General features: G+C 42.9%; 16 protein-coding genes. 8 read left to right on the plus strand and 8 right to left on the minus strand.

All coding sequences use genetic code 11. The features are described 5' to 3' along the window. Positions 1-18 precede the first annotated feature (18 nt). Complete coding sequence (locus AV939_RS12150; RefSeq protein ID WP_061997734.1) at positions 19-954, minus strand: class I SAM-dependent methyltransferase; 936 nt, start codon at positions 952-954, stop codon at positions 19-21. Positions 955-1,039: 85 nt separating this feature from the next. Here AV939_RS12150 and gloB point away from each other — a divergent pair, with 85 nt between their 5' ends. The 4 genes from gloB (at position 1,040) to AV939_RS12170 (ending at position 6,898) form a co-directional block, all read left to right on the plus strand. Continuing rightward, positions 1,040-1,831 carry a hydroxyacylglutathione hydrolase gene (gene gloB / locus AV939_RS12155; protein WP_061997735.1) on the plus strand — a complete coding sequence of 264 codons (792 nt, stop codon included), beginning with the start codon at positions 1,040-1,042 and terminating at the stop codon, positions 1,829-1,831. Between the two features lie 63 nt (positions 1,832-1,894). Further along, positions 1,895-3,574, plus strand: a complete 1,680-nt coding sequence (locus AV939_RS12160) for a lytic transglycosylase (RefSeq protein ID WP_061997736.1) — start codon at positions 1,895-1,897, stop codon at positions 3,572-3,574. A 19-nt stretch (positions 3,575-3,593) separates the two neighbouring features. Beyond that, a complete protein-coding gene (locus AV939_RS12165; RefSeq protein WP_061997737.1) occupies positions 3,594-4,649 on the plus strand; it encodes a hypothetical protein in 1,056 nt (351 codons plus the stop codon). A gap of 116 nt (positions 4,650-4,765) precedes the next feature. Continuing rightward, entirely contained in the window at positions 4,766-6,898 is a 2,133-nt protein-coding gene (locus tag AV939_RS12170) for a TonB-dependent siderophore receptor (protein ID WP_061997738.1), read from the plus strand. A gap of 213 nt (positions 6,899-7,111) precedes the next feature. On the opposite strand, the gene AV939_RS12175 is transcribed toward AV939_RS12170, so the two are convergent. The 4 genes from AV939_RS12175 to AV939_RS12190 are packed head-to-tail and all read right to left on the minus strand — an operon-like array spanning position 7,112 to position 12,867. Next, positions 7,112-8,605 (minus strand): hypothetical protein, encoded by a 1,494-nt coding sequence (locus AV939_RS12175; protein ID WP_061997739.1) that lies wholly within the window; start codon positions 8,603-8,605, stop codon positions 7,112-7,114. Further along, entirely contained in the window at positions 8,598-9,815 is a 1,218-nt protein-coding gene (locus tag AV939_RS12180; protein WP_061997740.1) for an AGE family epimerase/isomerase, read from the minus strand. The genes AV939_RS12175 and AV939_RS12180 overlap by 8 nt, the downstream gene beginning before the upstream one ends. Beyond that, complete coding sequence (locus AV939_RS12185; protein WP_061997741.1) at positions 9,815-10,987, minus strand: glycoside hydrolase family 130 protein; 1,173 nt, start codon at positions 10,985-10,987, stop codon at positions 9,815-9,817. Before AV939_RS12185 ends, AV939_RS12180 begins: the two co-directional genes overlap by 1 nt. A gap of 23 nt (positions 10,988-11,010) precedes the next feature. Beyond that, positions 11,011-12,867 carry a sodium:solute symporter family protein gene (locus tag AV939_RS12190; protein WP_061997742.1) on the minus strand — a complete coding sequence of 619 codons (1,857 nt, stop codon included), beginning with the start codon at positions 12,865-12,867 and terminating at the stop codon, positions 11,011-11,013. Between the two features lie 209 nt (positions 12,868-13,076). Between AV939_RS12190 and AV939_RS12195 the strand changes: the two genes are divergently transcribed. The 4 genes from AV939_RS12195 (at position 13,077) to AV939_RS12210 (ending at position 17,801) form a co-directional block, all read left to right on the plus strand. Continuing rightward, positions 13,077-14,072 (plus strand): LacI family DNA-binding transcriptional regulator, encoded by a 996-nt coding sequence (locus AV939_RS12195; protein WP_061997743.1) that lies wholly within the window; start codon positions 13,077-13,079, stop codon positions 14,070-14,072. 80 nt (positions 14,073-14,152) lie between these two features. Beyond that, positions 14,153-15,331 carry an AGE family epimerase/isomerase gene (locus AV939_RS12200; RefSeq protein WP_061997744.1) on the plus strand — a complete coding sequence of 393 codons (1,179 nt, stop codon included), beginning with the start codon at positions 14,153-14,155 and terminating at the stop codon, positions 15,329-15,331. Continuing rightward, entirely contained in the window at positions 15,328-17,154 is a 1,827-nt protein-coding gene (locus tag AV939_RS12205; RefSeq protein ID WP_061997745.1) for a sulfatase-like hydrolase/transferase, read from the plus strand. Before AV939_RS12200 ends, AV939_RS12205 begins: the two co-directional genes overlap by 4 nt. Positions 17,155-17,282: 128 nt before the next feature. Beyond that, complete coding sequence (locus AV939_RS12210; protein WP_061997746.1) at positions 17,283-17,801, plus strand: NUDIX hydrolase; 519 nt, start codon at positions 17,283-17,285, stop codon at positions 17,799-17,801. A 77-nt stretch (positions 17,802-17,878) separates the two neighbouring features. Here the strand turns inward: AV939_RS12210 and AV939_RS12215 are convergent, their stop codons facing one another. From AV939_RS12215 to AV939_RS12225, 3 genes are all read right to left on the minus strand, one after another. Beyond that, positions 17,879-20,983 carry a TonB-dependent receptor gene (locus AV939_RS12215; RefSeq protein ID WP_061997747.1) on the minus strand — a complete coding sequence of 1,035 codons (3,105 nt, stop codon included), beginning with the start codon at positions 20,981-20,983 and terminating at the stop codon, positions 17,879-17,881. Positions 20,984-21,038: 55 nt separating this feature from the next. Next, on the minus strand, positions 21,039-24,221 hold the full coding sequence (locus tag AV939_RS12220; protein ID WP_061997748.1) for a glycosyl hydrolase: 3,183 nt from the start codon (positions 24,219-24,221) through the stop codon (positions 21,039-21,041). Between the two features lie 163 nt (positions 24,222-24,384). After that, positions 24,385-25,239: a sugar phosphate isomerase/epimerase family protein gene (locus AV939_RS12225; RefSeq protein ID WP_061997749.1), complete on the minus strand. Its 855-nt coding sequence runs from the start codon at positions 25,237-25,239 to the stop codon at positions 24,385-24,387.

A 25,239-nucleotide genomic window follows, 5' to 3' on the forward strand; every position in this document is an offset into this window, starting at 1 on the left:
ACCAAAACTATGGGTGTCTCAGTTTTTGGTTTTGTTATACGAAGAGGTTCTGGCACTGGCTGCGCCTACGGGTGAGAATTGTCGCTTCAATTGTAGTTTGGGGCGAATGGCTGTCATGGGCATCACCCGCTTTCTGGCTAAAATTACATACATTGCGCTGCACCACGGAAAGTAAGCAGATAAATAGTGCTGAATATTTTTTGAATACTCCCAGCGAGGCTGGAAAAATAAGGTAGAAAACATAATTTGGCGCTGTTCTACAATTTCAAACCCTAATAACTGCAACCAATCTTTTATGCGATACGAGGTAAAAAAGCGCGCATCATGCAACTTGTTATCTCGCTTAACCGGCAAGAACTTAGCGATGCCGGCTAAACTCAATGGGTTAAACCCGCTAATTATCACATAGCCACTTTGGGTAATAACTCTATCTACTTCCCGTAAAATTTCGTGGGGGTCTTGCGCAAAGTCCAATTCGTTCGCTAACAAAAAGCCGTCTATGCTGTTTTCTGAAAAAGGTAGCTGATGTGACTGTCCAACTATTTTAGGGCTTGCAGAACTGTCTTTGCCCATAAATGTGTGGCTGTCCGTTAACGTGTTCGATAACGTGGCATCTGATAACTTACCATGCTGATGCTTAGCGTCTTCTAAACTTTGTGATGAACTATTTACGCCTTCCATCCCCTCTGCACTGCTGATAGTACTGTCGCTTAAATTATCACGCGATACGTGCATTGCGCTATATGGGACTTGGCTAATAATGTTGCGTATAGGGCTTTGCTTTAACGGTATTTGCGCACTTAAACTGCCAAGTTTCACGAAGTGATAGCCAAAAATACGTTGAGTGTAGTCGTCGCACACTTGCGTGATGGCTTGCTTAATTTGCTCTCCTGCTGGAAAGTCGGTCCAGTCTTCAGGATAGCGGGGGGCTTGGGAGCGAAATGCTGATCTCATAGTTGCTAAGCGTGCCTTAAGGTTGCTCTGTGTACAACAAGTTCTTATAGTATCGCATAATTATACCTACACAAGCAGGTGCACCATGGCGACTGACGTTCTTCCTCACGGCATTTCAATTTTTCCAATCGAAGCATTTAGCGACAATTACATCTGGTGTATTCACAGTAGCGAGCAAGCAATCGTGGTCGACCCCGGCGACGCAGAGCCTGTACTTGCGTTTTTGAAAAGTGAAAACCTTCATTTAGCGGCAGTGTTAATCACACATCATCATCATGACCACACCGGTGGCATTGCTAAATTAGTTTCTGCAAACCCAGGCCTTCCCGTTATCGGCCCAAGAGGGGGTCATATTCGGGGTATCACTAAATCTGTTTCACAAGGCGATACCTTACAGCTCCCTGTATTAGATTTAGAATTCCAAGTAATGGAAGTCCCCGGTCATACCCTCGACCATATTGCATTCTTTGGCCACAATGTTTTGTTTTGTGGTGATACATTATTTTCAGCAGGCTGTGGCAGGTTGTTCGAAGGTTCACCTGAACAAATGCTTCACTCGTTAAACAAGCTGAAACGCTTGCCCGATAACACACTGGTTTACTGTACCCACGAATACACGCAATCGAATGTACGCTTTGCATTAGAAGTAGAGCCAGAAAACCAGGCCCTTCAAGCCTATTCATCCTGGGTAGATAAAAAACGAGAAATGGGTATGCCTACCCTTCCCTCAAATTTGGCTGAACAAAAACAAATTAACCCTTTTTTACGTTCTCATGAACTTTCTGTACAAACTGCTGCCGAAGCTTATTGCGAAAAAAACATGGGCGACGATGTAGCAGTATTTGCTGCAGTTCGACGCTGGAAAGATGAGTTTTAATGCAAAACTAACGCACTGAAGGTAGAATGTGCGGTTTGCAGATATTCGAGAGGTTCCTTCTACATGCAGTTGAAGTTGTTTGCTTTGTCACCCGTATTACTAGCGTTAGGGCTAAGTGGGTGCCAAATCACAGGAGAACAAATACAAGAAGACGTAGTGAATGTGCAAAATGTTGAAGGCTCAACAGAACCTTGCAACACATTACACGAAACGCCCGAAGCAATTGAAGACTGTGAAATAGCGCGCGATGGCGTTATTGATGTAGTGCACCCTAAAGATAATTTGCTGTCGGAAGCAGAAGCGCTTATTGATGATCCGGCAGTAGAAACCGAAGCCATTATCACCAATGTATGGCAGCGAGTAAGCGATGGGCTTAATTTATATATTCCTGATGATCGCCGCGTTGATGTGCAAAAAAACTGGTACCTAAAGCATCCAGAGTACATGAAGCGTGTGGTTACTCGTGCAAAGCCCTTTCTTTACTACATTGTTGATGAAATAGAAAAGCGCGACATGCCAATGGAATTGGTGTTATTGCCTATTGTTGAAAGTGCCTTCGATCCGTTCGCTTATTCTCATGGCCGAGCGGCTGGCATGTGGCAATTTATCCCGGGCACAGGCAAGCGCTTCGGGATGGATCAGACATGGTGGTACGACGGCCGCCGTGACGTTATAGCCTCTACCAAAGGTGCTTTAGACTACCTGACCTATCTATCAAACATGTTCGATGGAGACTGGTTGCACGCGCTGGCGGCGTATAACAGTGGCGAAGGTCGTGTTTCTAAAGCTATTCGCGCGAATAAAAAAGCTGGTAAACCTACCGATTTTTGGTCGTTAAACTTACCTCGTGAAACTCGCGCATATGTGCCGAAATTATTAGCGTTGGCTGATATTTTAAAACACCGCGATGAATATGCTTTTGCATGGCCTGAAGTTGAAAATGTTGCCGTTATCGAAGTGGTAGATATTGGATCACAAGTAGATTTGGCTTTTGCTGCAGACCTTGCGGGTATGACGCTTAAAGAATTACATGCGTTAAACCCAGGTTTTAACCGCTGGGCTACAGCACCTGAAGGCCCCCACCGATTAGTGCTGCCGTTAACAAAAGCGGCCGATTTTAGTGATGCGCTTGCTAAAATTGATCGCACTGATCGATTGAACTGGGTTCGCCACACGGTGAAGCCAGGCGATAGTTTAGGGAAACTTGCGAATAAGTATCACACCACAGTAAAAGTGATTAAGCAGGTTAATGAGCTAGATTCGAATGTGATTCGTATCGGCCAACCTATTATGGTGCCAGTGGCATTGAAAGCCCTCGATAATTACGATTTATCGCAAGGCCAACGTCTAGCCAGCGTGCAAAATAAAAAGCATGGTGCGTACAAAGTTACTCATACCATACGTTCGGGTGATACGTTATGGGATATCGCCCGTAAATATGGAGTCACTACAAAAAAATTAGCAAGTTGGAATAACATGGCGCCTGGCGATATGCTCCATCTTGGCAAAAAGCTTGTGGTGTGGCAAAACTCCAATAGCAACGCAAAAAATGCAGACGCCATTACCAAGCGCGTGACCTATACGGTAAGAAATGGCGACTCACTGTCGCGTATTGCGAATAAATTCAATGTTAGCATCAGCAATATTGGTAAATGGAATAACATCAATACCTCGCGTTACTTACAGCCTGGCCAGAAGCTTAAGCTGTTTGTAGACGTCACTAGACTAAACAGCACAGGCTAAACAGTACAGGATAAGACTAATGCTAAGGGTTAACCGGGATAATTTACGTAACAGTCATGAAACGCCCTGGTTAATCCTAGATTTAGTCATGCTAGGTATTTTATTTTTAAACCTAGCATGGCTAATTTTCGATGCCTTGTACGCTACCGACTTTATCTATTCTCAAATAGATGCCTTCTTTCCCGCATTAATTAACGCTTACGACCCCATTCACCACAACTTCTTGTTGGTTGATTTAGTCTTCATTGGCATTTTTCTTACTGAATTTTGTTTTAGGTGGATAGTAGCCATTATGCGTAAAGAGCACCTGCGCTGGTACTTCTTTCCCTTCCTACACTGGTACGATTTAGTAGGTCTAATCCCGCTTGGTGCTACACGCCTGTTCCGCTTTTTACGCATATTTTCAATTTTACACCGATTGCACAAGTATCAAATTATCGATTTAAACCGCACTGCTATTTTTCGCTTCTTTGCCTTTTACTACGATGTGTTTGTAGAAGAACTCAGCGACAGAATTGTGGTAAAGGTGCTCAGCGATGCCCAAAAAGACATTGCTGCAGGCTCGCCCTTAGTTGATGAAATTACCGAGCAAGTTCTTGCGCCCCGTCGCCCGGTTATCACTCAATGGATGGCAGGCGTTATCAATCACCTTGGGCAATCAATAAGTAGCGATGAACATGGTGAAGTAATACGCGAGCATGTCCGCAAAAGCGTAGGTAAAGCGGTGCGCGGGAATGCGCAAGTATCTACCCTGAATTACTTGCCAGTTATCGGCAAAACCATTGAGAATACGTTGGAAGAATCGGTAACCGATATCGTCACTATGTCGTTGGTAAATTTATTGTCTGATATAGACGCTGAGCGCATCGACCACTTCATTTCTGTTGGTATGCACGATTACACCCCTACAGCCGATGCATTAGATAAGGAAGTATTACAGGTGGTGAATGAATGCTTAGAATTGATGAAAGGACACATTGCGCAGCAACGCTGGAAGTCGGAGCTCGCTAAAAAAGAGGCTAGCATGCCAATGACAGATCCTTCAGAGGAAAATGGTTTAAACAAAAATTTATAAATAAACCTTATTGCCCACCATTAAAACTTAATGATAACTATTATTATTTAAATACTCATATGATAGACTTTGCCTCATATAATTGGTTTTAGTCTTACATTTTGAGGAAATAAAGAATGTCGAACGGTCGTAAAGGTTGGTTTTACCCTTCCTTAACCGCATTAGCGATAGCGGTAGCTACATCACCTGTTGCACAAGAGCAAGAAGATGAAAGCCTTGAGCACATTGAAGTAAACCCTATGCAGTCGTATAGAAGTACAGCCACTAAGTCTTCTTTACGCCCTATCGATTCACCCGTCAGCATTAGTGTTATCGATCAAGAGCTCTTACAATTGCGTCAGGCGCAAACCGTATCAGAAGCCCTTCGTTATAGCTCTGGGGTAACCACTGAAAGCCGCCCTACTATCACTATTTTCGACCAGTTTACTATCCGAGGGTTCGATACCTACCAAACCTTTTACGATGGGTTACCGCTTTTAAGCAACAATAGCTGGAACCTTTATCCTCAAGTGGATTCTTTTGCCACTGAGTCACTAGAGATTCTAAAAGGCCCTGCGTCATCCCTTTATGGCCTAGTTCCTCCAGGCGGTATGGTGAATCAAGTAGCCAAATACCCGAAAGACGAAGACGAAACCTTGGTTCGTGCAGCTGTGGGGTCGGATAACTTATTTGAGCTTGGTGTAGATACCACAGGTCAGCTTACCGATAACGCCCGCTATCGTCTTGTGGCATTAGGCAGAAAGCAAGATGGCTTCCAAGACACTACTGAAAATGAGCGCTACACCATAGCGCCTTCTGTCACCATAGATCTTACTAAGGCTACTGAGCTTACGCTGTCTGCGTATTATCAAGACGACCCTGAAATGGTGCCATCTACCCCACTACCTGGTGTTGGTACGCTTTATGAAGCCCCATACGGGAAGCTTGACGCCAGCGTTTATGCTGGTGATGAGAACTGGAACAGTTATTCACGTGAAGTGCTTATGCTTGGTTACAAGGTTAACCACGAATTTAATAACGATTGGTCGGTATTACAAAAATTCCGCTATACCGATGCCGATGCACTGCAGCAAAACTCTTATCATTCGGGAGAACCAACGGATGGTATTTACTTAACCCGCTCTGCTTATTTAACCGATGAAGAAATCGATGGCGTAACTGTCGATACCCAACTGGCTGGGTTTGTACAAACCGGTGATGTGGCACATAACCTATTGTTTGGTTTGGATTATCAAAATTCAGACTCTACCGTAGCGTATCGCGATACTTTGACCACAGATACGCCGGTGCTTGATTTGAGTAATATTGATAACGATCTTTTCGATGTAAGTTCGCTTCCATTGGATTTTTATCAAGAAGACCACGTTATCGATATTGAGCAAATCGGCTTTTATCTTCAAGACGAAATTCGCATCGATAACTTCACCTTCTTGTTAAATGGCCGCTACGACCAATTTGAAAGCACCGATGTGGCAGCCAATGAATATGCTGGCTTTCCTTATGGAAGCACCACAGAAATTGACCAAAATGAGTTTTCAGGCCGTGTGGCCGCTATGTACACTTTTGATTCAGGCTGGCGCATGTATGCAAATTACTCTGAATCTTTCGAACCTGTTTCAGGCACCGACTCAGTTACTGGCGAGGCCTTTAAGCCGACTACCGCAGACCAAATTGAAGTTGGTACTAAGTATATCAGCGGTGATGGCGCAACCACATTTACGGGTGCTTACTTCGTACTGACTAAACAAAACGTAGTGGTAAATACGTCAGACTTTGCTCAATATACGCAAAATGGCGAAGTTGAATCTAAAGGCGTTGAGCTAGAACTTAATACTCGTGTAACCAACGCATTGTCGCTTCAAGCAAATGCAACTTTCCTTGATATGGAAGTGACCGAAGATACATTAGACCCCGACGTGGTTGGTAAAACACCAGTATGGGTTGCTGAAGAAAGTGCCTCTGTTTGGGCTAACTACTTTTTCGACGACGCACTAGACGGACTAATGTTAGGTGCAGGTGTACGTTACGTGGGTGAAACGCAAGTAGATAAGTACAACACCGACACTGTGCCTTCGTACACCTTGATTGATGCGGTGTTGTCTTACGACATGCCACAGTATGATTTAAAACTAACTGGAAGCGTAAGTAACCTTACTGACAAGGAATATGTAGGTGCTTGCTACGATACCAACAACTGTTGGTATGGCGCACAGCGTAGATTTGAGATTGGTATTGAAAAGCGTTTTTAAGCGAATAGTAATTTGATAATAAGGGCTTAGCTGATGACGTCAGCTAAGCCCTTTTTTATGTATTTATAATTGTTCGAATTATCTCATCGATTAACGATGAGGCAAGTGAAGAGCAACTAGCGGAATACACCGAAATTGTAAATGACAGTGTGGTATAAATTGACAATATAGAAACAAGTTCGCTTTAAAAGGTAATTGAACCATCTAAAAATTTTAGTCACATTTCAAAGCGCCTACGTTGGATTTCTTAGACCAACTCAGCACATTTGATGGAACAGACTCGCCGCTTTCATTTAGCGCAATCACGCGAAAATCATACGTTTTTCCATGCTCCGTATATTCAGCAATATTAAACAACTCACTTTGCTGAGGTTTAAAGTAGACTTCACCGTCAGAGACGCTAGATGAAATTGCCTCCCAGTTTTCAGTCCCTTCTTTTCGTTTTTCAATTCTATAAAATCGTCCTAGCGGAGCCCCCATAAACTTTAGCTCCCCACAATCTTCTATCTTTCTTAATTTTGGAGACAGAGGTGCAGGAAGTGGCGCTGGATTAGCCTTACCTAAAATTTTAGCTTGTAGCTCGCGGACTAACTGAACTACTTGAATCTCATTGTTTTCAAATGCTTCTGGAAACCCTGGCAGTCTGTAACTTTGGTAATCAGCATTACCTTCCTTGTGCCAGTAAAAGCCGCCATCATGTCGATGACCTCTAAATCCCCAAACGAAACCGCCTACGGCTGAATGTCCGTTGACATTTTGTTCTACTATCGTCTCGCCAATATCACGCATGGGCTCAGTCGGAATAAGACCATACTCCCCAACAATATATGCTTTGCGCCCAGCAATTTTAGTTAAGTCATTAATAACTGTTTGGGGGTTGTTATTGCCGTTAACAGAATAAAAATGATTGCTAATGATATCGATATTTTCATCGTCGGGAGAAGAGGGCGTAATAGATAAGTAGTTTCCATCAACTACGAGTTGATTTGGCGCTAAACCTTTAATTCTTTTTGCAGTTGTAGTGACGAAATCGGAAGTGCTCATTCTAAGCTCATTGCCGGTTTCCCACGCCATAATAGCTTTTTCATCGTAGTAAAATCTGCCCGTAATTGTATTTTTCCTCGTAATTACAGACTCTATAATGTGCAAGTAAGCTTCGTAGGTTTTACTGGATGTATTGTAGAAGTCATCTGCAGACTCGCCGTAAAAAGCGGCCAGCTCCGCTCTTCCCCCCCACCACTGCCAGTGATCTATAAAAGGCAGTATGAGCCTTAAGTCATACTGCTCAGAGAGTGCTATCATTCGATCATATACACGCATCGCTTTTTCATTCAGTCGCGGCATGCCACCCGGCTCCCGCGGACGCAAAATGTGAGTTTCTCGCTCGCATTTTAAATCTTCAGGGTGAGAAACAGATAAGACGTAAACCCGCATTGCAGTATGTCCTGAACGCGTCAACGCTTGAATCCAATTTTTCTGTTCATCAAAAGTTGGCCATTTAAAGTACTGTCCCCAAGACCGAGAATCAGCTTTGCAGCTTCCTCTTGCATCATCTTCTATTCGATGTAGCTCTGGCGCATGAATACCGAAAAATCTAAACTCCTGATCGCCATCGTAGAGTTTGCTTCCATCTCGGGTTATAAAATTTTCAAAACCAAAACACTGGGTTGCCAGCATAAGCGCGACTAAACAAACTAGCCTACTCATTTGCAGTAGCCTCCTTAAACCTTTTGACCATTTCTAACATCGCTCTACCGTTGTGGTAAGGGCCCTTCCAAGAACCAGCTTTGTAGTTAAGGCCCCTACCTCCTTGGGAGCGCGCCAACCAAAGCCACTCTCCATGGTCTTTATGTTCGCTTTGAATGAACTGCCAAATATGATCAACAGCCTCTAGATATTTTCGGTCTTTCGTCAATTGATAAGCATTGTAAAAGCCAACTAATGCCTCAGCTTGCACCCACCAGTAGCTATTATCACTTACTTCTCTCGTTTGCGGATTGTACTCATCGAGTACATAACCGTTAGCTGCTATGCCATTTTCTCTGCATACACTGGCTAGTGTTAGCGCAATCTTTGTTGTTTCGCGAGTAAGTTGCTCATCTTCTAGAACTTCAGCAGCTTCATAAATTAACCAGCTCGCTTCAATATCATGGCCATACGAAACCTCATGACTTAAACATGTCCATTGCGTATCAAAAAACAATTTCAGGTGCGCCCCATCATCAGTAACAATTTTATCTAGAAAAACGGTTAAAGCATGCCTTAGCGCGTTTGCTGTATTTTCATTTGGGCTAACGTGGTGAAGAGAGGTATAAGCCTCAAGTACATGTAAATGCGTATTCATGGACTTTGGACAATTTAAATCCTTATCGCTTAACCGATAATCATCAATGGATCCCCATTCACGAGAGCACGCTTCGATGTATCCACCTTGTTCTCGGTCTAATGCATAATGTTCTATCAACTCAAATGTTGAATAAGCTAACGCTTTGGCCTGTTCATTGCCAGTGAGTTTGGAATAACTACACAAAGCATAAACAGCGAAGCATTGCGCATACACTTGCTTTTTGGCGTCGATAACATGACCTTTGTAATCTAGTGACCAAAAAAATCCTCCAAAAGCAGTATCGAAAAAATGGCTTAGTAAATACTCGTAAGCTCGATGTGCAGCTCTTTTATAAGATTCATTTTCTGTAGAGAATGCTAATTCGCTAAAAAACCATAAGACTCTTGTATTAAGTACAATGCCTTTATCAGCTTTTCGGCTGGGTTTAGCATCGTTATCTATTTCTCCCCAGAAACCTCCATTGTCAAAATCCAATGAATGCTCCAGCCACCATCTTGCTATCGACTCTAATTCGTTAGCAGCACTGATAGCGGTGAACTCACTGAAATTATCTAAAAGCTCTGCGCGCATTATTCAAACCTCTTGTTACTTTCAATAAGCGCCGTAATTGCTTGCACAGAAGCTGAAGATGTCAAGCCATCCGATGGCGTATTTACACAGTAGTCAACCAGTCTTGATACACTGCTAGTAGCAACGTGCAGTCGCGTGTCTGAAGAAGCGTAGTAGATAAATACCTTCTCGCCGTCCTGAATCCAGCCATTAGAAAATACAACGTTGCTTACATCCCCCACTCGTTCACTTCCTTCTGGTGCCAATAAATAACCGGCAGGACAGTGCGTTATGCGCCATGGTTCATTAAGGTCAGTGAGAAATGCGTACAATACATAGCGCAAACCCGCAGCTGTATTTCTCACACCATGAGCAAGGTGTAACCACCCCTTAGCTGTCTCTATTGGTGTAGGTCCTTGGCCGTTTTTCAGTTCATAAACGGTATGATAGGCTTTAGGATGAATTATCCTCTCTTCTTTGATAACTGCACCATCCATAGTTGAGGTATAGCCCCAACCAATACCGCCGCCCCCGCCTATATCTATAAAGCCATCTTGCGGTCTAGTATAAAGGGCATATAGGTCGTCGATGAACTCGGGATGTAGCACTACATTTCGTTGTTGTCCTCCATTTGTTACAAGGTCGGGAAGACGCTCCCACTGAACAAGATCTTTGGTTCTCGCAATTCCACACTGTGCTACAGCTGCCGATGTATCACTAGGTTGAGATTTATCTTTTCTCTCTGTACAAAATAATCCATATATATAGCCATCTTCATGCAGTGTAAGCCTCATGTCGTATACATTTGTATCTGGCTCTTCTGTTTCGGGCATATCAATAGGCTTATCCCAAAATTTAAAGTTATCTACACCGTTAGGGCTCTCAGCCACAGCGAAGAACGACTTTCTATCATTACCTTCCACGCGCACCACTACAACAAACTTGTTATCGAATTTTATTGCTCCGGCATTAAAGGCAGCATTTACTCCAATTCTTTCCATGAAATGAGGATTAGTTTCCTTATTGAAGTCATAACGCCAATTTAAAGGGATATGCTCAGCTGTTATTACTGGGTTCAACCAGCGTTCAAAGATGCCATTCCCTCCCTCTATAGGTTCATTATTTAAAGAGACTAACTGCTGGTGTTCAGATTTTATTAAACTTGAACGCTGTTCATATGAGAATAAGTTCATCACTATTTTCCTAATAAAAGTATCTATCTTTGATCTGGTTGTGCGGTAGCTGTAGCTATTCTTGGCTCGTTAAAGGAGGATTCTTCAAGCCTGTCCCACCAATTTATCTTTAAAATGAAGGTTGTAATCAGGGCTATCCCGAGTGAAATAGTAAACTCTGGCCAATATTGAATGACCAGAAAAATAGGGGAAGCTGTTAAACTGGTGTGCCAAATAAGCCCAATTACTACGTTGAATAAATCTCTTTTGAAATCTGTGTTAGGTAAAATTCCAGGGTTGTCCAGCTGCGCTTCATGCAAAACTGGTTTCCAAAATCCCCAAGGGCGTGTTTTGATGTAAAATCTTTTCAGTACTTCAATATCATCGGGACCACTTATTAGGCTCGTAGCGATACAAATTACTATGCAGCCAACAAACAGAAACGGAAAAGCATAGAGAGGTGAAATGTCAGTAAACATGAGAGGAATAGCCCCTAAGATACCCGCAACCATACCTGTAAAATAGGCAATGCCTGAAAACCTCCACCAATACCATTTTAAAAGATTGGACGCTGTGTAGCCGCCGTACAATGCTGAAACCAACCACAGGACGATACTGTTAAGAGATGGAACGAATAAGCCAATAACAGTGCCTAATACAATAAAGACAACTGAAACTAAATAGCTCATTCTTACCGCGGATTTTTCAGACGCTTGAGGATTTATGTAGCGTTTGTATATGTCATTGACTAGGTAAGCTGGCGCAGCATTTGTCGTTGCAGCAAACGTCGACATGAAAGTTGCCAACAAGCCCGCTATTATCAAGCCGAGAAGCCCACTAGGGACAAAGTTAGCCAGCGCAAAAGGAAGGATTTGTTCAAAATCAGCTTCGCTGCCCATTGCTTGTAGAGTAGGTAAAAAATAAACTAGAGCGAGAATTGTTAGCCCAGTTATCATCATGTAACGGGGGAACAGTAATACGATGCTAACGAAGCCACTCATTTTCGCAGCTTCAGCTGGCGATTTTGCAGAAAGCACTCTTTGCATATCAAAATTTGGCGCCGGCCCAGCCATACTCTGAAACACGCCCTTAAATAGAACCAGCATGATGAAGATAGAAAATAACGACCACCCATCATCGATAATTTTCCTGTTAGCTGAAGCTAATATGCCACTCCAATCTAAATCTAAATTCCAACCAATTGATATGGATGTCCAACCATCAGGGATGACTTGATTTAGCATCTCAGGGGAGACTTGTTGCATCGCAATAACACCAATTGCAACACATGCGACCGTCATAATTAAAAACTGTAATACCTCAGTAAAAACGACACTTATCATTCCGCCTTTTACAACATAGATTGCTGTTAGTGCAGTGATAATTAGCCCGTAGATAATCTCGTTGGTACGAGGGTCTACGTGTAGCTCCCATGGAAGAAAAATTGCGGCAAATTTGCCTATACCAATGAAGCCGTAAGCTAAAAAGCCAAGAACGCTGAGTAGAGCAAAGATAACAACGATGAAATGACTTAAATTCGCACCAGCACTGTCACCAAAGCGGAACCGAATCCATTCTGCACCCGTCATAACTCCCGAGCGCCTCAACCAAATAGATAAGAAAACCATTAGAAATACTTGGTTAAAACTCGGCCAAAGCCAAGGAATGTATACACTTTTAAGGCCATAGATAAAAAGAAGGTAAACCATCCACATGGTTCCGCTTATGTCGAACATGCCGGACGCATTCGAAAGCCCAAGGAAAGGCCAGGAAATTTGGTTCCCTCCCAAGAAATATCCTCTTGTAGATCTTTTCGCCATTCGAGATACGAAGACCCCTAACAAAACAACTGAAATGAGGTACAAAATTAAAATTGTTATGTCCAATGAGCTTAATTGCATGAAGGCTCCAACACACTAAAGCGTTATTAAATTGTTAAAATTTGAAACAAGAATAAAATGAACCGGTTCACATATCAAGGTGATTTTTGCCTCTGGGTGATAATCTTATAGAGTAACCATTAGTTTTAAGTATCTGAACCGGTATAAAATCTATTAAATGAAGGTTATTATAGCCAAGTTTATAAGATACAAATTAAAAGGCGTTACACATGGCGACTATAAGGGACGTAGCTCGAGAAGCTGGGCTATCGACAGGAACTATTTCAAAAGCATTGAGCAATCCAGATAAAATCTCAAAAAAAAATCTGGCTAAGGTACAAAGCGCGATAGCTAAACTTAACTATAAACCTAATATGTTAGCGCAGAAGTTCAGAAGCAAACGTTCCAATACAATAGTTGTAATGGTTCCTGATATCGCCAACTTGTTTTTCGCTAACGTTATTAGTGGGGTGGAAACTGTGGCACAGGCCGCAGGTTTTAGTGTTTTACTTGGCGATACTAAAGACTCCGTTGCACGTGAAAAACAGTTTATCAACATGGTGGAAACTAGATTAGCCGATGGCTTAATTAACCTTCGTCCATATCGACCAAATGACGCGCTCCTACCGAAAGAAGATGTACTATCTGTTGCAGCAAGTAGCTGTGAAAATACACCGTCCTACTCAGTAAGAATTGATAACGTGGGAGCGATGCACAAGGTCGTAAGTTACCTTTTGTCACAAGGACATAAACGGATCGGCGTCATAACTGGTCTTAAAGAAAATCCTCATACCATTGACCGTTTGAATGGATACAAAAAAGCACTTGAGGAAGCTGATATAGAATACGACCAGGCGATTGTTATTGAAGGAGATTTTAACTATTGGTCTGGGCTCAGCGCAGCCGAGCAATTTTGTAAGATGGATAATCGGCCTACAGCTATTTGCTCATTTAATGACGAAATGGCAATAGCCGCAATTAAAGGCTTCAATGACAAAGGCTTAAAAATTCCTCAAGACATCTCTGTTACTGGTTTTGATGATATGGAAGTTTCAAAATACGCTATCCCAACATTGACCACTGTTTCGCAACCTGCAGCAAAAATAGGCGAACGATCAGCTGAATTGCTTTTTTCGTTGATAAAAGGCGAGCCCCCTGCGTTGGTTGAACATATTCTCCCTTACGAATTCATCATTAGAGAAAGCACAGCACCTCCGAAAAAGTAAGTCTAAACAACAAAAAAATTGAACCGGTTCAAAAAACATGAGACATTTATGAACCGGTTCATTTTACGTGCTAATTTATTATGTCAAATTCATTCGCAATTGAAGCTCTCCCACTTTACGAAAAATACCTCGAATATACTGACTGGTTAAGCCATCAAGTTTTGCCAAACTGGTTTAACAATGGCTTTGATGAAAACGGTGCGAGCATAGAGAGTTTTAGAGGAGATGGCTCGGTTGCCTTGGACTGTGTGAAACGTTTAAGAGTGCAAGCAAGACAAATGTTCGTTATCTCATACGCACATTCAAGAGGATGGACCCAAACTGGCAAGCAAGCTCTGAAAAAGATAGATGGTTTTCTTGATAGCGTACCTCGCCCTTATAACGAAGAATTTTTCCCACACCTCTTAAGCCAAGAAAAAGTCGTGGTAGATAAAAATGCAGATCTTTACGACTGTGCCTTTTTTCTTCTAGCCTACGCGTGGCGCTTTAGGGTGTTTGGTGACACTAAAGCACTTAAAAAAGCCGAGCTACTAATAACCTCCGTAGAATCATGGTTACACGCAGATTACGGAGGCTGGACCGAAGGGACCTACTCCCACGATGTACGTAGACAAAACCCACACATGCATTTGTTCGAGGCATTTATGGCACTTTACGAGTCTACGCACAACGCTAAATGGTTAGGCTACGCTGGCGAAATGCTGTCGCTTTTTGAAAGTCGCCTTTTCGATCCGGACTACAAAGTGGTAAGAGAATATTTTACCGTGAATTGGCTTCCTCACCCTCAAAAAGGCAATATTGTAGAGCCGGGACATGCTTTTGAATGGGTTTGGCTTCTAGATAAATATTCGTCTTTGACCGGCAAGCCCCTAAAGCACTATTATGAGCCTTTATATAATAAAGCTAAAAAACACGGAGTATTTAGCGCAAACAACGGACATAAGACAATAGTAAATAGTGTTGACTTCAACGGCGAAAGGATTGATAGCAGCCAGCGTCTTTGGCCAATGACTGAATGGATAAAAGCTTCTCTAGTTATGACAGCACACAACCCGTCAAACCCCTCTTTTACAATTGATACTGTGAATGCCATCACATCTCTCATGACATGCTTTTCTCACCCTACATTACCTGGCCACTATGTTGATAAGCTAAATGCGCAGCAAGAAGTTATCGACGATAGCATGCAAGCAAGCACTCTTTATCACCTTATTACAGCTCATCAAACATTACATGCTTATATAGAGGCGCAGTCATGAAATATGGATTCATCGCAATCGTCACTTTTCTGACCTTTCAATTATATGCTCAAGAGCTACCAAATATCTTGCTGATCACAGCCGACGATATGGGCTATGACGACTTAAGCGCACATGGGAGCCAGCACTCGCAAACACCTAACCTCGACGATTTGGCTCAACAAGCAATTACGTTCAGTGATTTTAGTGTCAGCCCTGTATGTGCTACGACAAGAGCATCACTACTCACTGGTAAGCACTTCTACAAAACCGGTGTCTCCGGTGTCCACGGCGGCAGGGACTATATGCACCTCTCCGAAAAAATCCTTCCAGAGATACTTAAGCGAAAGGGCTACAAAAGTGGAATGTGGGGAAAATGGCATACTGGAAAATCTGAAGGCTATTTTCCATGGGACAGAGGATTTGATGAGGCCTATTATGCCGAACTTTATCGTCATGCAAACAGCTTTGGTTTCTTTAACGGCGATAAGGTTGAGCATAATGAGTGGGTATCTAAGGTTGTTACAGACTATGCCTTAGCGTTTATGGAGAAAAATAAAGCACAGCCCTTTTTAGCATATGTCAGCTATTTAGCTCCTCACGAACCGTGGTTAGCCCCTAAAAAATATACCCAGCCATTTTTAGAAAAAGGAATGAGACCTGCGACAGCAAATCTCTATGGAATGATTAGCGAGATGGACTTTCACATTGGAAGGCTGATGGACTACCTCGAAACAAGCGGGTTGATTGAGAACACCATCGTGATTTTCCTCAGCGACAACGGGCCTTGGTGGGATTCGAGTAACTTCGGTGCAATGAAAAAAGACGAATGGATAGCGAGAAACCCGACAAAAATGAACGGGAATAAAGGACAGTCGTGGCAAAATGGAATTCGCTCTCCCCTTTTCGTTAGCTGGCCGTCTCGCTGGGCCCCCGCTAATGTTGAACGCTATGTCGATGTAAAAGATATACTTCCAACGCTAATGGATATAGCTGAAATCAAAACTGCGCCAGATAGTCTTATGGAGGGTGAGTCATTTCTTCCTTATCTAAACGGCGATACCGAAGGCGTAAACACAAGATTTACTTACATTGCTTCACACAACGTGGTCTCTTCCAGCCCTCATTTTAATCAATGGACGCCTGTTGATCATGAGGTGAAAAGCTCTCTCAGGTTATCTTCACAGCCTGTCGGAATACGAACTGAACAATATAAACTTCTGCTCAACCCTGCCGCCGATAACGAGAAGTACCCGAAAGCTAAAGATGGCTGGGCATTGTTTGATATGCAAAACGATCCTTTAGAAAGGAATAATATAGTAAATGAAAAGCGTGATGTTGCCTCTATGCTAAAGCACAAGCTATCGAGTTACTTTAACGACATACTCAATTCAGAGAATTCGTACGCCCCTCCCGTTTATTTGGTTAGCAACGTTAGGCCATCTATCGTTAATGGCTTTGGTCCGTCTAGCACAAGAGGGAACACAACGAGTGAAGCTCATGTACTCACTAATCTTCGCGACAGAGGTGACTACGCCCACTACGATTTAAATGTGGCCGAAAGCGGACGTTACGATATTTATATTAGCCAGCAAGACACCGACAGCGTAGGGTTACTGATAAAGCTCTCTACTCAAAGTGATAAGCTAAAATATGAATTCAATGAAAAATCAATTCAAAAAATAGGGAGCATCAATCTTAAAAAAGACCAAGATTACTTTAGGTTAGAAGTGCTCAACAATAATAGCCAAAAGCCATGGACAGCAATTAACGGTTTACGACACATATTTGTGGTTCCACACAAAACCGAATTTGCTCTTAAAGATCTAGCTATTCCTAATTGATCCGCCCTTTAATTTTCTTTTTTAGTGCACCCACTTAACTGTAGCGGTGCACGATTTCAGTTTTCAGCCAATGAGCCCTGCATGCAAGCTCGCTCATCGCCGGCGAAGTTACAAAGGAGCCATCTACGATGTTTTCGTATTGTCCCAACTGTCAAAGTAAGTTAGCAGATAAAGAAAGTGAGCAACTTCTAGACTGCTCAAACTGCAATTTCACCTATTACTTCAATCCTGCCCCTGCTGTTGCAGGGATAATAATCTGCAAAGGACAGGTTTTGTTTAACGTAAGAGCAAAGGAGCCCTCCAAAGGTATGCTTGATCTTCCAGGTGGCTTTGTAGACAAAAATGAGCGCTTAGAGGATGCACTACAAAGAGAAGTGAAGGAGGAACTCGGTATTAGTATTGATAACTGGAAGTACTTAACATCCCAAATAAATCGATATCTCTACAAAGGAATAACCTATCCGACTTGCGATGCGATTTTTATTTCCTACTTAGATGAAATGCCTCGTATAGTAAAGCAAGAAACGGAAGTCGCAGGCACCGTATGGCTTACTCCAGATTATGACCTACTTAAACATATTGGTTTCGAGTCTCTGCGTGAGGGGTTGAGTTTCTTTATCAAGAATAAAAAGAAACTTTCTAGTTAGTTAAGATAACAAAAAGCCGGTCGCAGCTTTTGTGATACGACCGGCTCTGTTTAATTTACACAGCTTCCATTAGCATTTTACATTCTGTATTGAACACCCAACGTAATACGACGTTCGTTGTAAAACCTTTTGTCTAACATATCTTCCCATTGAAAGTATTGAGTTCTCGTTTCTTCCGTCAGATTGAGGCCCTGAAGCGAAACTGTAAAGTTCTCATTTACGTCGTAACTCACTGACGCATCAATGTACATGGTTGCGTCCATATACTTGGCCAACTCATAGTCTCCTACACGTCGCATCGATAAAAATGTTTTACTGCGGTAGTTCGCTGCTATTCTCGCTTGAAAGGCTTCATCTTCGTACCACAGCGCAAGGTTTGCTTGATGTTCAGAATTATCTAGCATAGGGGTACTATCACCATAGTAGTCCGTCTCATCACTAGTACTTGGCGAGTAGGTGTAGTTTGCATTTATACCAAAATTCGACCAAATGCCATCAAGAAAATCAAAACCTTGTTGATACCCAAACTCTACACCTTCAACACTTGCACCTTGGCCATTACCTATAGTTGTAGTGCGAACTAAGCCAGTAAAATCAGTCGTTTCTGGGTCATAACCGCGAACAACGCCGTCACTATCCGTAATAGGCAGAAACACGGTGGTGTTTTTAATGAAAGACTCAATATCAATGTAAAAAGCAGCAACGCTAAGAATACCTGAATCACTGAAATACCATTCATAAGACAAATCTAAGTTCGTTGATCTCCATGGCTCTAGTTGAGGGTTACCTTGCTGATTCGCTGATATTGCACAGAATACATCAGACCCATCGGCAGCTTGCACGTCACACGCTAATACTCTTGAAACGTTGATACCACCGGCAAGGTTATTTGAATTGTGAGGTGTTACCGTCTTCGTATACGAAAAACGTATCAACTGGTCATCAGTTAAATTCAACGTTAAGTTTACTGATGGTAGAACATCAGAATAATCTCGTGTTGTATTTATCTGAGCTGATGCTGGGGGAAGCATGCCCAACGCGCCTGAAAGGATATAAGTTACACCGTTGTAAGTCGCTTCACCGTTGGTAGCAAGCTCCGACTGGTTAATATCTAACTCTGTTTTGACGTAACGAAGCCCGATATTACCTCGATAAGACATGCCCGCTATTTCACCATCCAAGTTCGCTTGAAAGTAAGCCTCCTGAGTCGTTTCATCAAGATCGTATGAGTTTGCCCCATCAGGAGATTGAATATTAACGCCATAAACGTCGTTGTGCCAGGCAAGTGGATCAGCCATAGCCAGAGGATCCACAAAATAAAGACTACCTAACCCGGAAGCACCTTGGAAATCGCTAACCTGCGTGATCATGCCTCGTTCGTCGAGAGATTCGAACGAAATCGGGCTGATAAAAGATTCGAGTGTCTGTGGGGCTTGGCTAGCTGAATCTTTCCATCTTGAAAGGAAGGCATCACCATAAGCGTTTGTGCGAGCTACGCCACCAATCCACGCATTTTGTTCTATATTGCGTTTCGCATACCTCACGCCAAAGTCGATAGTATCGACACTCTTCCAATCAATAATATAATTACCGTCAAAACGAAGAACGTCTAAATCAGCTTCTCTATTTGCACCATTCAAACTAGAAGAGGTAGCTGAATAGCGCGCAATATTACTTCCAAATACTTCATTAACCTCTTGCCCATCGATATACATGGTGGAAGGAAGATTCCAAATTTGATGATCTCCTGTATATTGAATACCGATAGGAATCATCGTGAAATCCCCAGCAACTGAGCCATCTGGAAGTTGTGCAGGCTGCCCATCATAGCCCCAAGGGTTTACGTCACTTGCCGGCACCCCACCTTCACCTTTGAACGTTGCCCCTACCTGAGAACCGCTATTAATGTAAGAGTCTACAGCACTTAATGCATTATTGTCTTTTGCTTCACCGTGAACCCATCGAACCGAACCTGTAAACGAGTCACCGACATCAAATTTCAATTCTAGATTGGTGTTTAGTGATTCACGGTCAGAAGCGTTTGCTTCTGAGTGCGCCATTGCTCTTCTTGCTTGCAACGTTCCAGCGTGGAAAGAATTAAATGCTCCTCCTTGATCAATAACATTCCCATCTCCATCTTTGGCTAAATTTTCGTGTGCTGTAAATCCATCTTCCGTCGGAGTAAACCAACCCGTAACGCCCTGCCACGCCTGTGAAGCTATAAACGACGTTTGAGCACCTAGCTCCTCCATGTCGGTGTAAAACACTTCGCCGATTAATTGTATCGAATCTGTCGCTTGCCACTGGAAAGCACCATTCACACCCACACGCTCACGTGAAATAAATTGATTGCCCGCTTGATGTCCTTGGAACGCATAGTAACTGTCATCTAGTGACCCATTTCCGTTTGCGTCAACATTTGACTCCACAAACGTGTCACGCTCCGTGGCTACAAAGCCCCAGTCCTGGCCTGTCGACCCTACAAGATAATCAGCTAGATTTTTATCAGAAACTGTTAGTGACAATGTTGCACCAAAGTCTGAATCTTTGTTGTAACCAATGAACCCTGTAAGTAATTTATCAGTCTCATCCCCCATAGAACCGTCGGTGAACTCAACTTTTGTGTTTAACGTAAGGCCCTCTTCCAGATCAAATGGCCGATAGGTCCTTAGATTAATTACACCTGACATACCTGAAGATATCATACCTGCTTCTCTAGACTTGTAGACGTCAAGCCCCGATACCATAGAAGCGGGAATATCAGTAAAGTTCGGCTGAACCGTGGTTATCGAGCTGGCAGAGAGCATTTGCTCTCCATTTAAGGTTGTGCCGACCTGACTTATTCCACGTATATTTACAGAGGTACCCTCGCCTCCGGAACGGTTGATTTGCACACCGGTAATACGTTGAAGCGAGTCTGCAATTGTAGCGTCAGGTAACTTCCCTATATCAGTTGAAGAAATTGAATCGCTAACGGTATTTGCGAAACGCTTTTCGTTAAGCGCCTTTACCTGAGAACTTCTAATACCGCGAACCTGAATGACTTCGACACCTGTTTCCTCGCTCGCTAACGCACTGCTATCATCAGTAGTAACTTGCTGCGCAGCTACGATGTTAAAAAGCGCGCTATTGATACCAAGTGCTATCGCACTAATTTTAAAAAGTTGTTTGCTAGAATACATATTTATTCCTTTTAAGCGTTAAACTTAGCGGGCTACTAGCGCCCGCCTAACGCTTTCATTCAAATGTAATTGTGTCTATATGAAAGTTAGATTGAGCAGCATTTAAGCCCTGGAACTGGACACCGAACCCTTGCAATTCAGTAATATCACTAATATCTAAGGACAGCGTCTTCGCTTCGGCACCTAACGTTACGGCACCAGCATCTCTCCACGTCCCATCCTTATCCTTTGCCCACAATTTAGCGGTAGTATCTTCATTTCCATCTTCCACATGAGCAGAAATATTAAGCGTAGAAATCCCTTCCGCTAACAACAGCCCTCCTGTGGGATACGACTGAATTACAACCTCATCACCATCTTCGATATCGACACTTCCCATTAGGGAAAAGCTTCCTTTGTCAGCCCACTCTTGAGAAATAGTTAAACCTGTAACTGGAGTCCAATTTACTTGGAGCTCAAAGCCATAGGTATTCTCAAAACTATCAATAACCAAGGCATCTTTAGTCAATTCATCGATATAAAAGCGAGCCTTTTCACTGGCTGAGTCAACGCTATTAAACCGTACACCCACCCCATCAATAGTGCTTATTTGCGACACGTCAATTGACAACTCTGTCCCTTCGGCTCCCACAGCAACAGCATCTGGCCAACTTTCCACGCCGTCAGGCGCTTTAAAGAACATATGTGCATCCACGCTTGAACCTGCTCCTTCGGCAAAAACCTGCAAAGATAAAGTAGCGGCTTCGGAAACATCTAAACCACCTTCTGGGTATACCTGCAAAACGATATTCTCAGCAGTCTCAAACGAAGATAGATCCTGATATAAAGCAAGTGATTGAGCACCAGCGCTTGACCAAACTCTAGAGACTGTAGCGCCAGAAACCGGTGTCCAGTTGACTTGCCCTTCCCAACCGTTAGTAGAAGGCTCAAAACTTTCGAAAACTTCACCATCAATACTGATATTGTCAATAGCAAAAGTGGCTTGTGACTGCGTACCTTCTAACCCCATAAAGCGAACGCCTATACCTGTTAGCTTGCTCACGCCACTAACATCGATACTCAATGTTGTTTGCGCTTCTCCCAGCGCTATCGCGTCAGGCCAGCTTTCTGTTCCATCATCCGCTTTGTAGAAAATGTGCGCGACAACGTTACTTCCGGCATCAAAAGAAGCGGCAGTTATCGTTAGAGTGTTGGCTCCTTCGACATTTATTCCCTCTACCGGGTAGGCTTGCATAACGATATTGTCTAGTGTTTCTACCACAGTCATATCTTTCACTAGCTCTAAAGAGTACGCTCCGTCATCTGACCATCTGTCAGAAACAGTTAAACCATCTGTAGGATTCCAATTAAGTTGCGCTTCCCATTCATTAACCGAGTGCTCGAACCCTGTATAGAGACCACTTACTTTTTGTCTACCACCAGGTAAATTTTCAGCGTTGGTAACACCTGCAAAAGCATAGTTTTCGTCAACTTCTTGAAGTGCTGCCCCTTGAGGACCAATTACTGAATCTGGATCCCAAAATTCTGAATTCCATGTGATAAAGAAAGACCACATCGCATCTTGAGCGTGCATTAACGAAACGTCAGGGATAGTTCCAGTCTCTGTCAGCGCAACCATTTTTATACCGTTATGTCGCTCTTGAAGCGTTTTAAACTGGGAGGCAAAGGTATGAGTATCATCGTTTCGAGGCTCACCGTAGCCATCGTAACCAACGATATCGACCATATTATCCCCCGGATACCACTCCTCTCCTAAGCCATCAGTATGCGTAAATATCCATACAAGATTGTCTAAGCCATGATGGTCGGTAAAACGCTCAAACATGAGAGTCCATAGTTTTTTGTATTCACTGGGTCCCTGCGCCCCCCACCAAAACCATCCGCCTTCAGCCTCATGCAGAGGTCGCCACAAGACGGGAATTCCTGCGTCTTGAAGTTTTTTAAGCTCGATTGCTACCGTATCCATATCAGCAATTAGCTGAGCGTATTCAGGGGAAGAGGTATCGGCAAGCGCTGCCGAGAAATCAAATGATGTGCCAGACGTATAGAAGCTGCCATCACCCTCACCTACATTTCCACTTGGTGCCCGCCAATGAAATAGTGCTGAAACAATGAAGTTACGCTCTGCTTTGTGGGCAATGATAGATTCGGTTAGACCTTGAGCATCGCCACCTGCATATGTTGATGAATAGTTCATATAGTCAAATGCGATGATAGCTGGAGAGTCATCTCCTGTTGCTTCGGTTATTTTCTGAGTTTCAAGTAATGGAAATGAAGCCCCCTCTTTGACAGGGAATTCTGTTTGTCCTGATAAAGTGCTGGTTAAGTAGCTTTCGCTCAAAAATTGCATCAAATCTTTTGTTTCTTGGGATGCCTCTGTCACAAGCTCTGGGCCAACATTTAGTGCCTCTGGTGGTTCTGCTGAAGGAATTAAAGAAATGCTATCAATTCTATAATAATTCCACCCTCCCCCAACAGTTATCAGGTTGTCCCCTTCCGTGATTTCGACGACACCAACGCGAATTTCTTCCCATTGTCCTGTGGCATTAAACTCAAGTAGATATTCGAAGCCATTCACATCTACTGCAGCAACCTTACCTCCATAGTCAGAAGGAAGCCCATAACGAACATTTAACGTATAAAATCCCGGTGTCGCGTTAACGGGAAAGCCTACCGACATACCCGGCTCTATGTCTGCTGTGTGCACACCATTATTGGCTCCTTGAATATAAAGCTCTTCTCCTTCAGTAACTAATTCCACGCCAGTTAAAATGGTTGAAGCATCACCTGAGTCTAATTGCAGTACTGAGTCTGGATCGAAAACCGTTACTTCCACTTCATCAAATACTTGGTCACCTGACTCATCTACGGCTACGTCGCCATTAACGTCTAAAGCATAAATTCGGAAACCCAAGAGACCGGAAACAAGCGAATCAGGAATAGTGAATGATGCTGTATTACTTTCTGTATCAATATTTAAATCTAGAGATTCGCCTTGGAATTGCTCCCATTTTAAAGTCTCGCCATTTGCGGTGCCGATAATTCTTGCACTTAAGGTAACAGCATCACCTGGCTTGACTTCAAAATCATCTGGAGCAATAACGCCAAGGGGTTTTTCATCTGGTGTATAAACAGCTGATTCAGTATTTAAATCACTTCCACCTAAACACCCACCTAACGCTAAGGCTATTGCTACTGAGCAAGCTCCTCGAACGAGTGATTTATGTTTTCTACTCACGATCCTTTCCTCAATTTGAAGAACCTTACCCCACCCAAATGTGAACCGGTTCATTTTCTAGTTTTTAAAAAACCGGTTCACAACAACCAAAAATGAACCGGTTTACTTTTATCTGAAATTTACTACCCAATAAACAAAATTGCAACAATTATTAACTTAAATTTTACTTAATCAGAATGCTTTGGATAGCTTTTACAGAAGTCGATAGAGACGCCATAGGCGACAAGCCATTTGGATACGCTTCCTGTTCAACTACAATCCAATCCAATTGTTGCTTAGCATTACCTGATGCCACTATTTCCTTCCATTCAACGCCATCTTTACCAATAAGAGGAGTAAGCGAAGAATCGTTCTTGCTTTTTACCTCAGATTTGAAATGACTCGTTTTAATTCGCCCTGGGTAATTAGCAATAAAGTCAGTTGGCTCTTTATCCGCGTGAACGACCCAACCAACATCAAGCTGTAAAACAACGTCAGAATTAGTATTTTGAGCTATATAGTCCCAGAATGTAGAGCTGCTAAACTCCGCTATCTCTTGAGCATGGTTGTGATAGCCCACTTCTATACCTGTCCCCGCTAGCTTCAAAGATATTTGGTTGAGATCGTTTACAAGCTCATCAATATGCTCAGGCGAGAAAGCCCTTTCATCCCAAGGAACGATCAAGTAAGGCGTTCCCAGTTTCTTATGAAAATTAACCGTATCGCTAAAGCTATCTCCCTTTAGCATGTCAAAAGACACATGAGCTCCACTAACTTTCAAACCAAGCTGAGTAAGAAAACTCTTTAATCCTTCAGGATTATTTTCATACTCGCCATAGTCTCCTGCGAACTCAACACCATCTATTCCCAATTCAGACAGTTCAACCAACGTGCCTTTGAAATTATTGGCAACATCATCTCTTACAGAATAGAGTTGGACGCTAATTCTGTTATGTTCTTCTGAAACGAATAGATTGTTCGTCGTACAGGAAGCAACACAAAGCACTCCTAGCAATGTACATAATATTCTTTTAAACAT

It is taken from the genome of Alteromonas sp. Mac1 (assembly GCF_001562125.1).
Classification (GTDB): domain Bacteria; phylum Pseudomonadota; class Gammaproteobacteria; order Enterobacterales; family Alteromonadaceae; genus Alteromonas; species Alteromonas stellipolaris.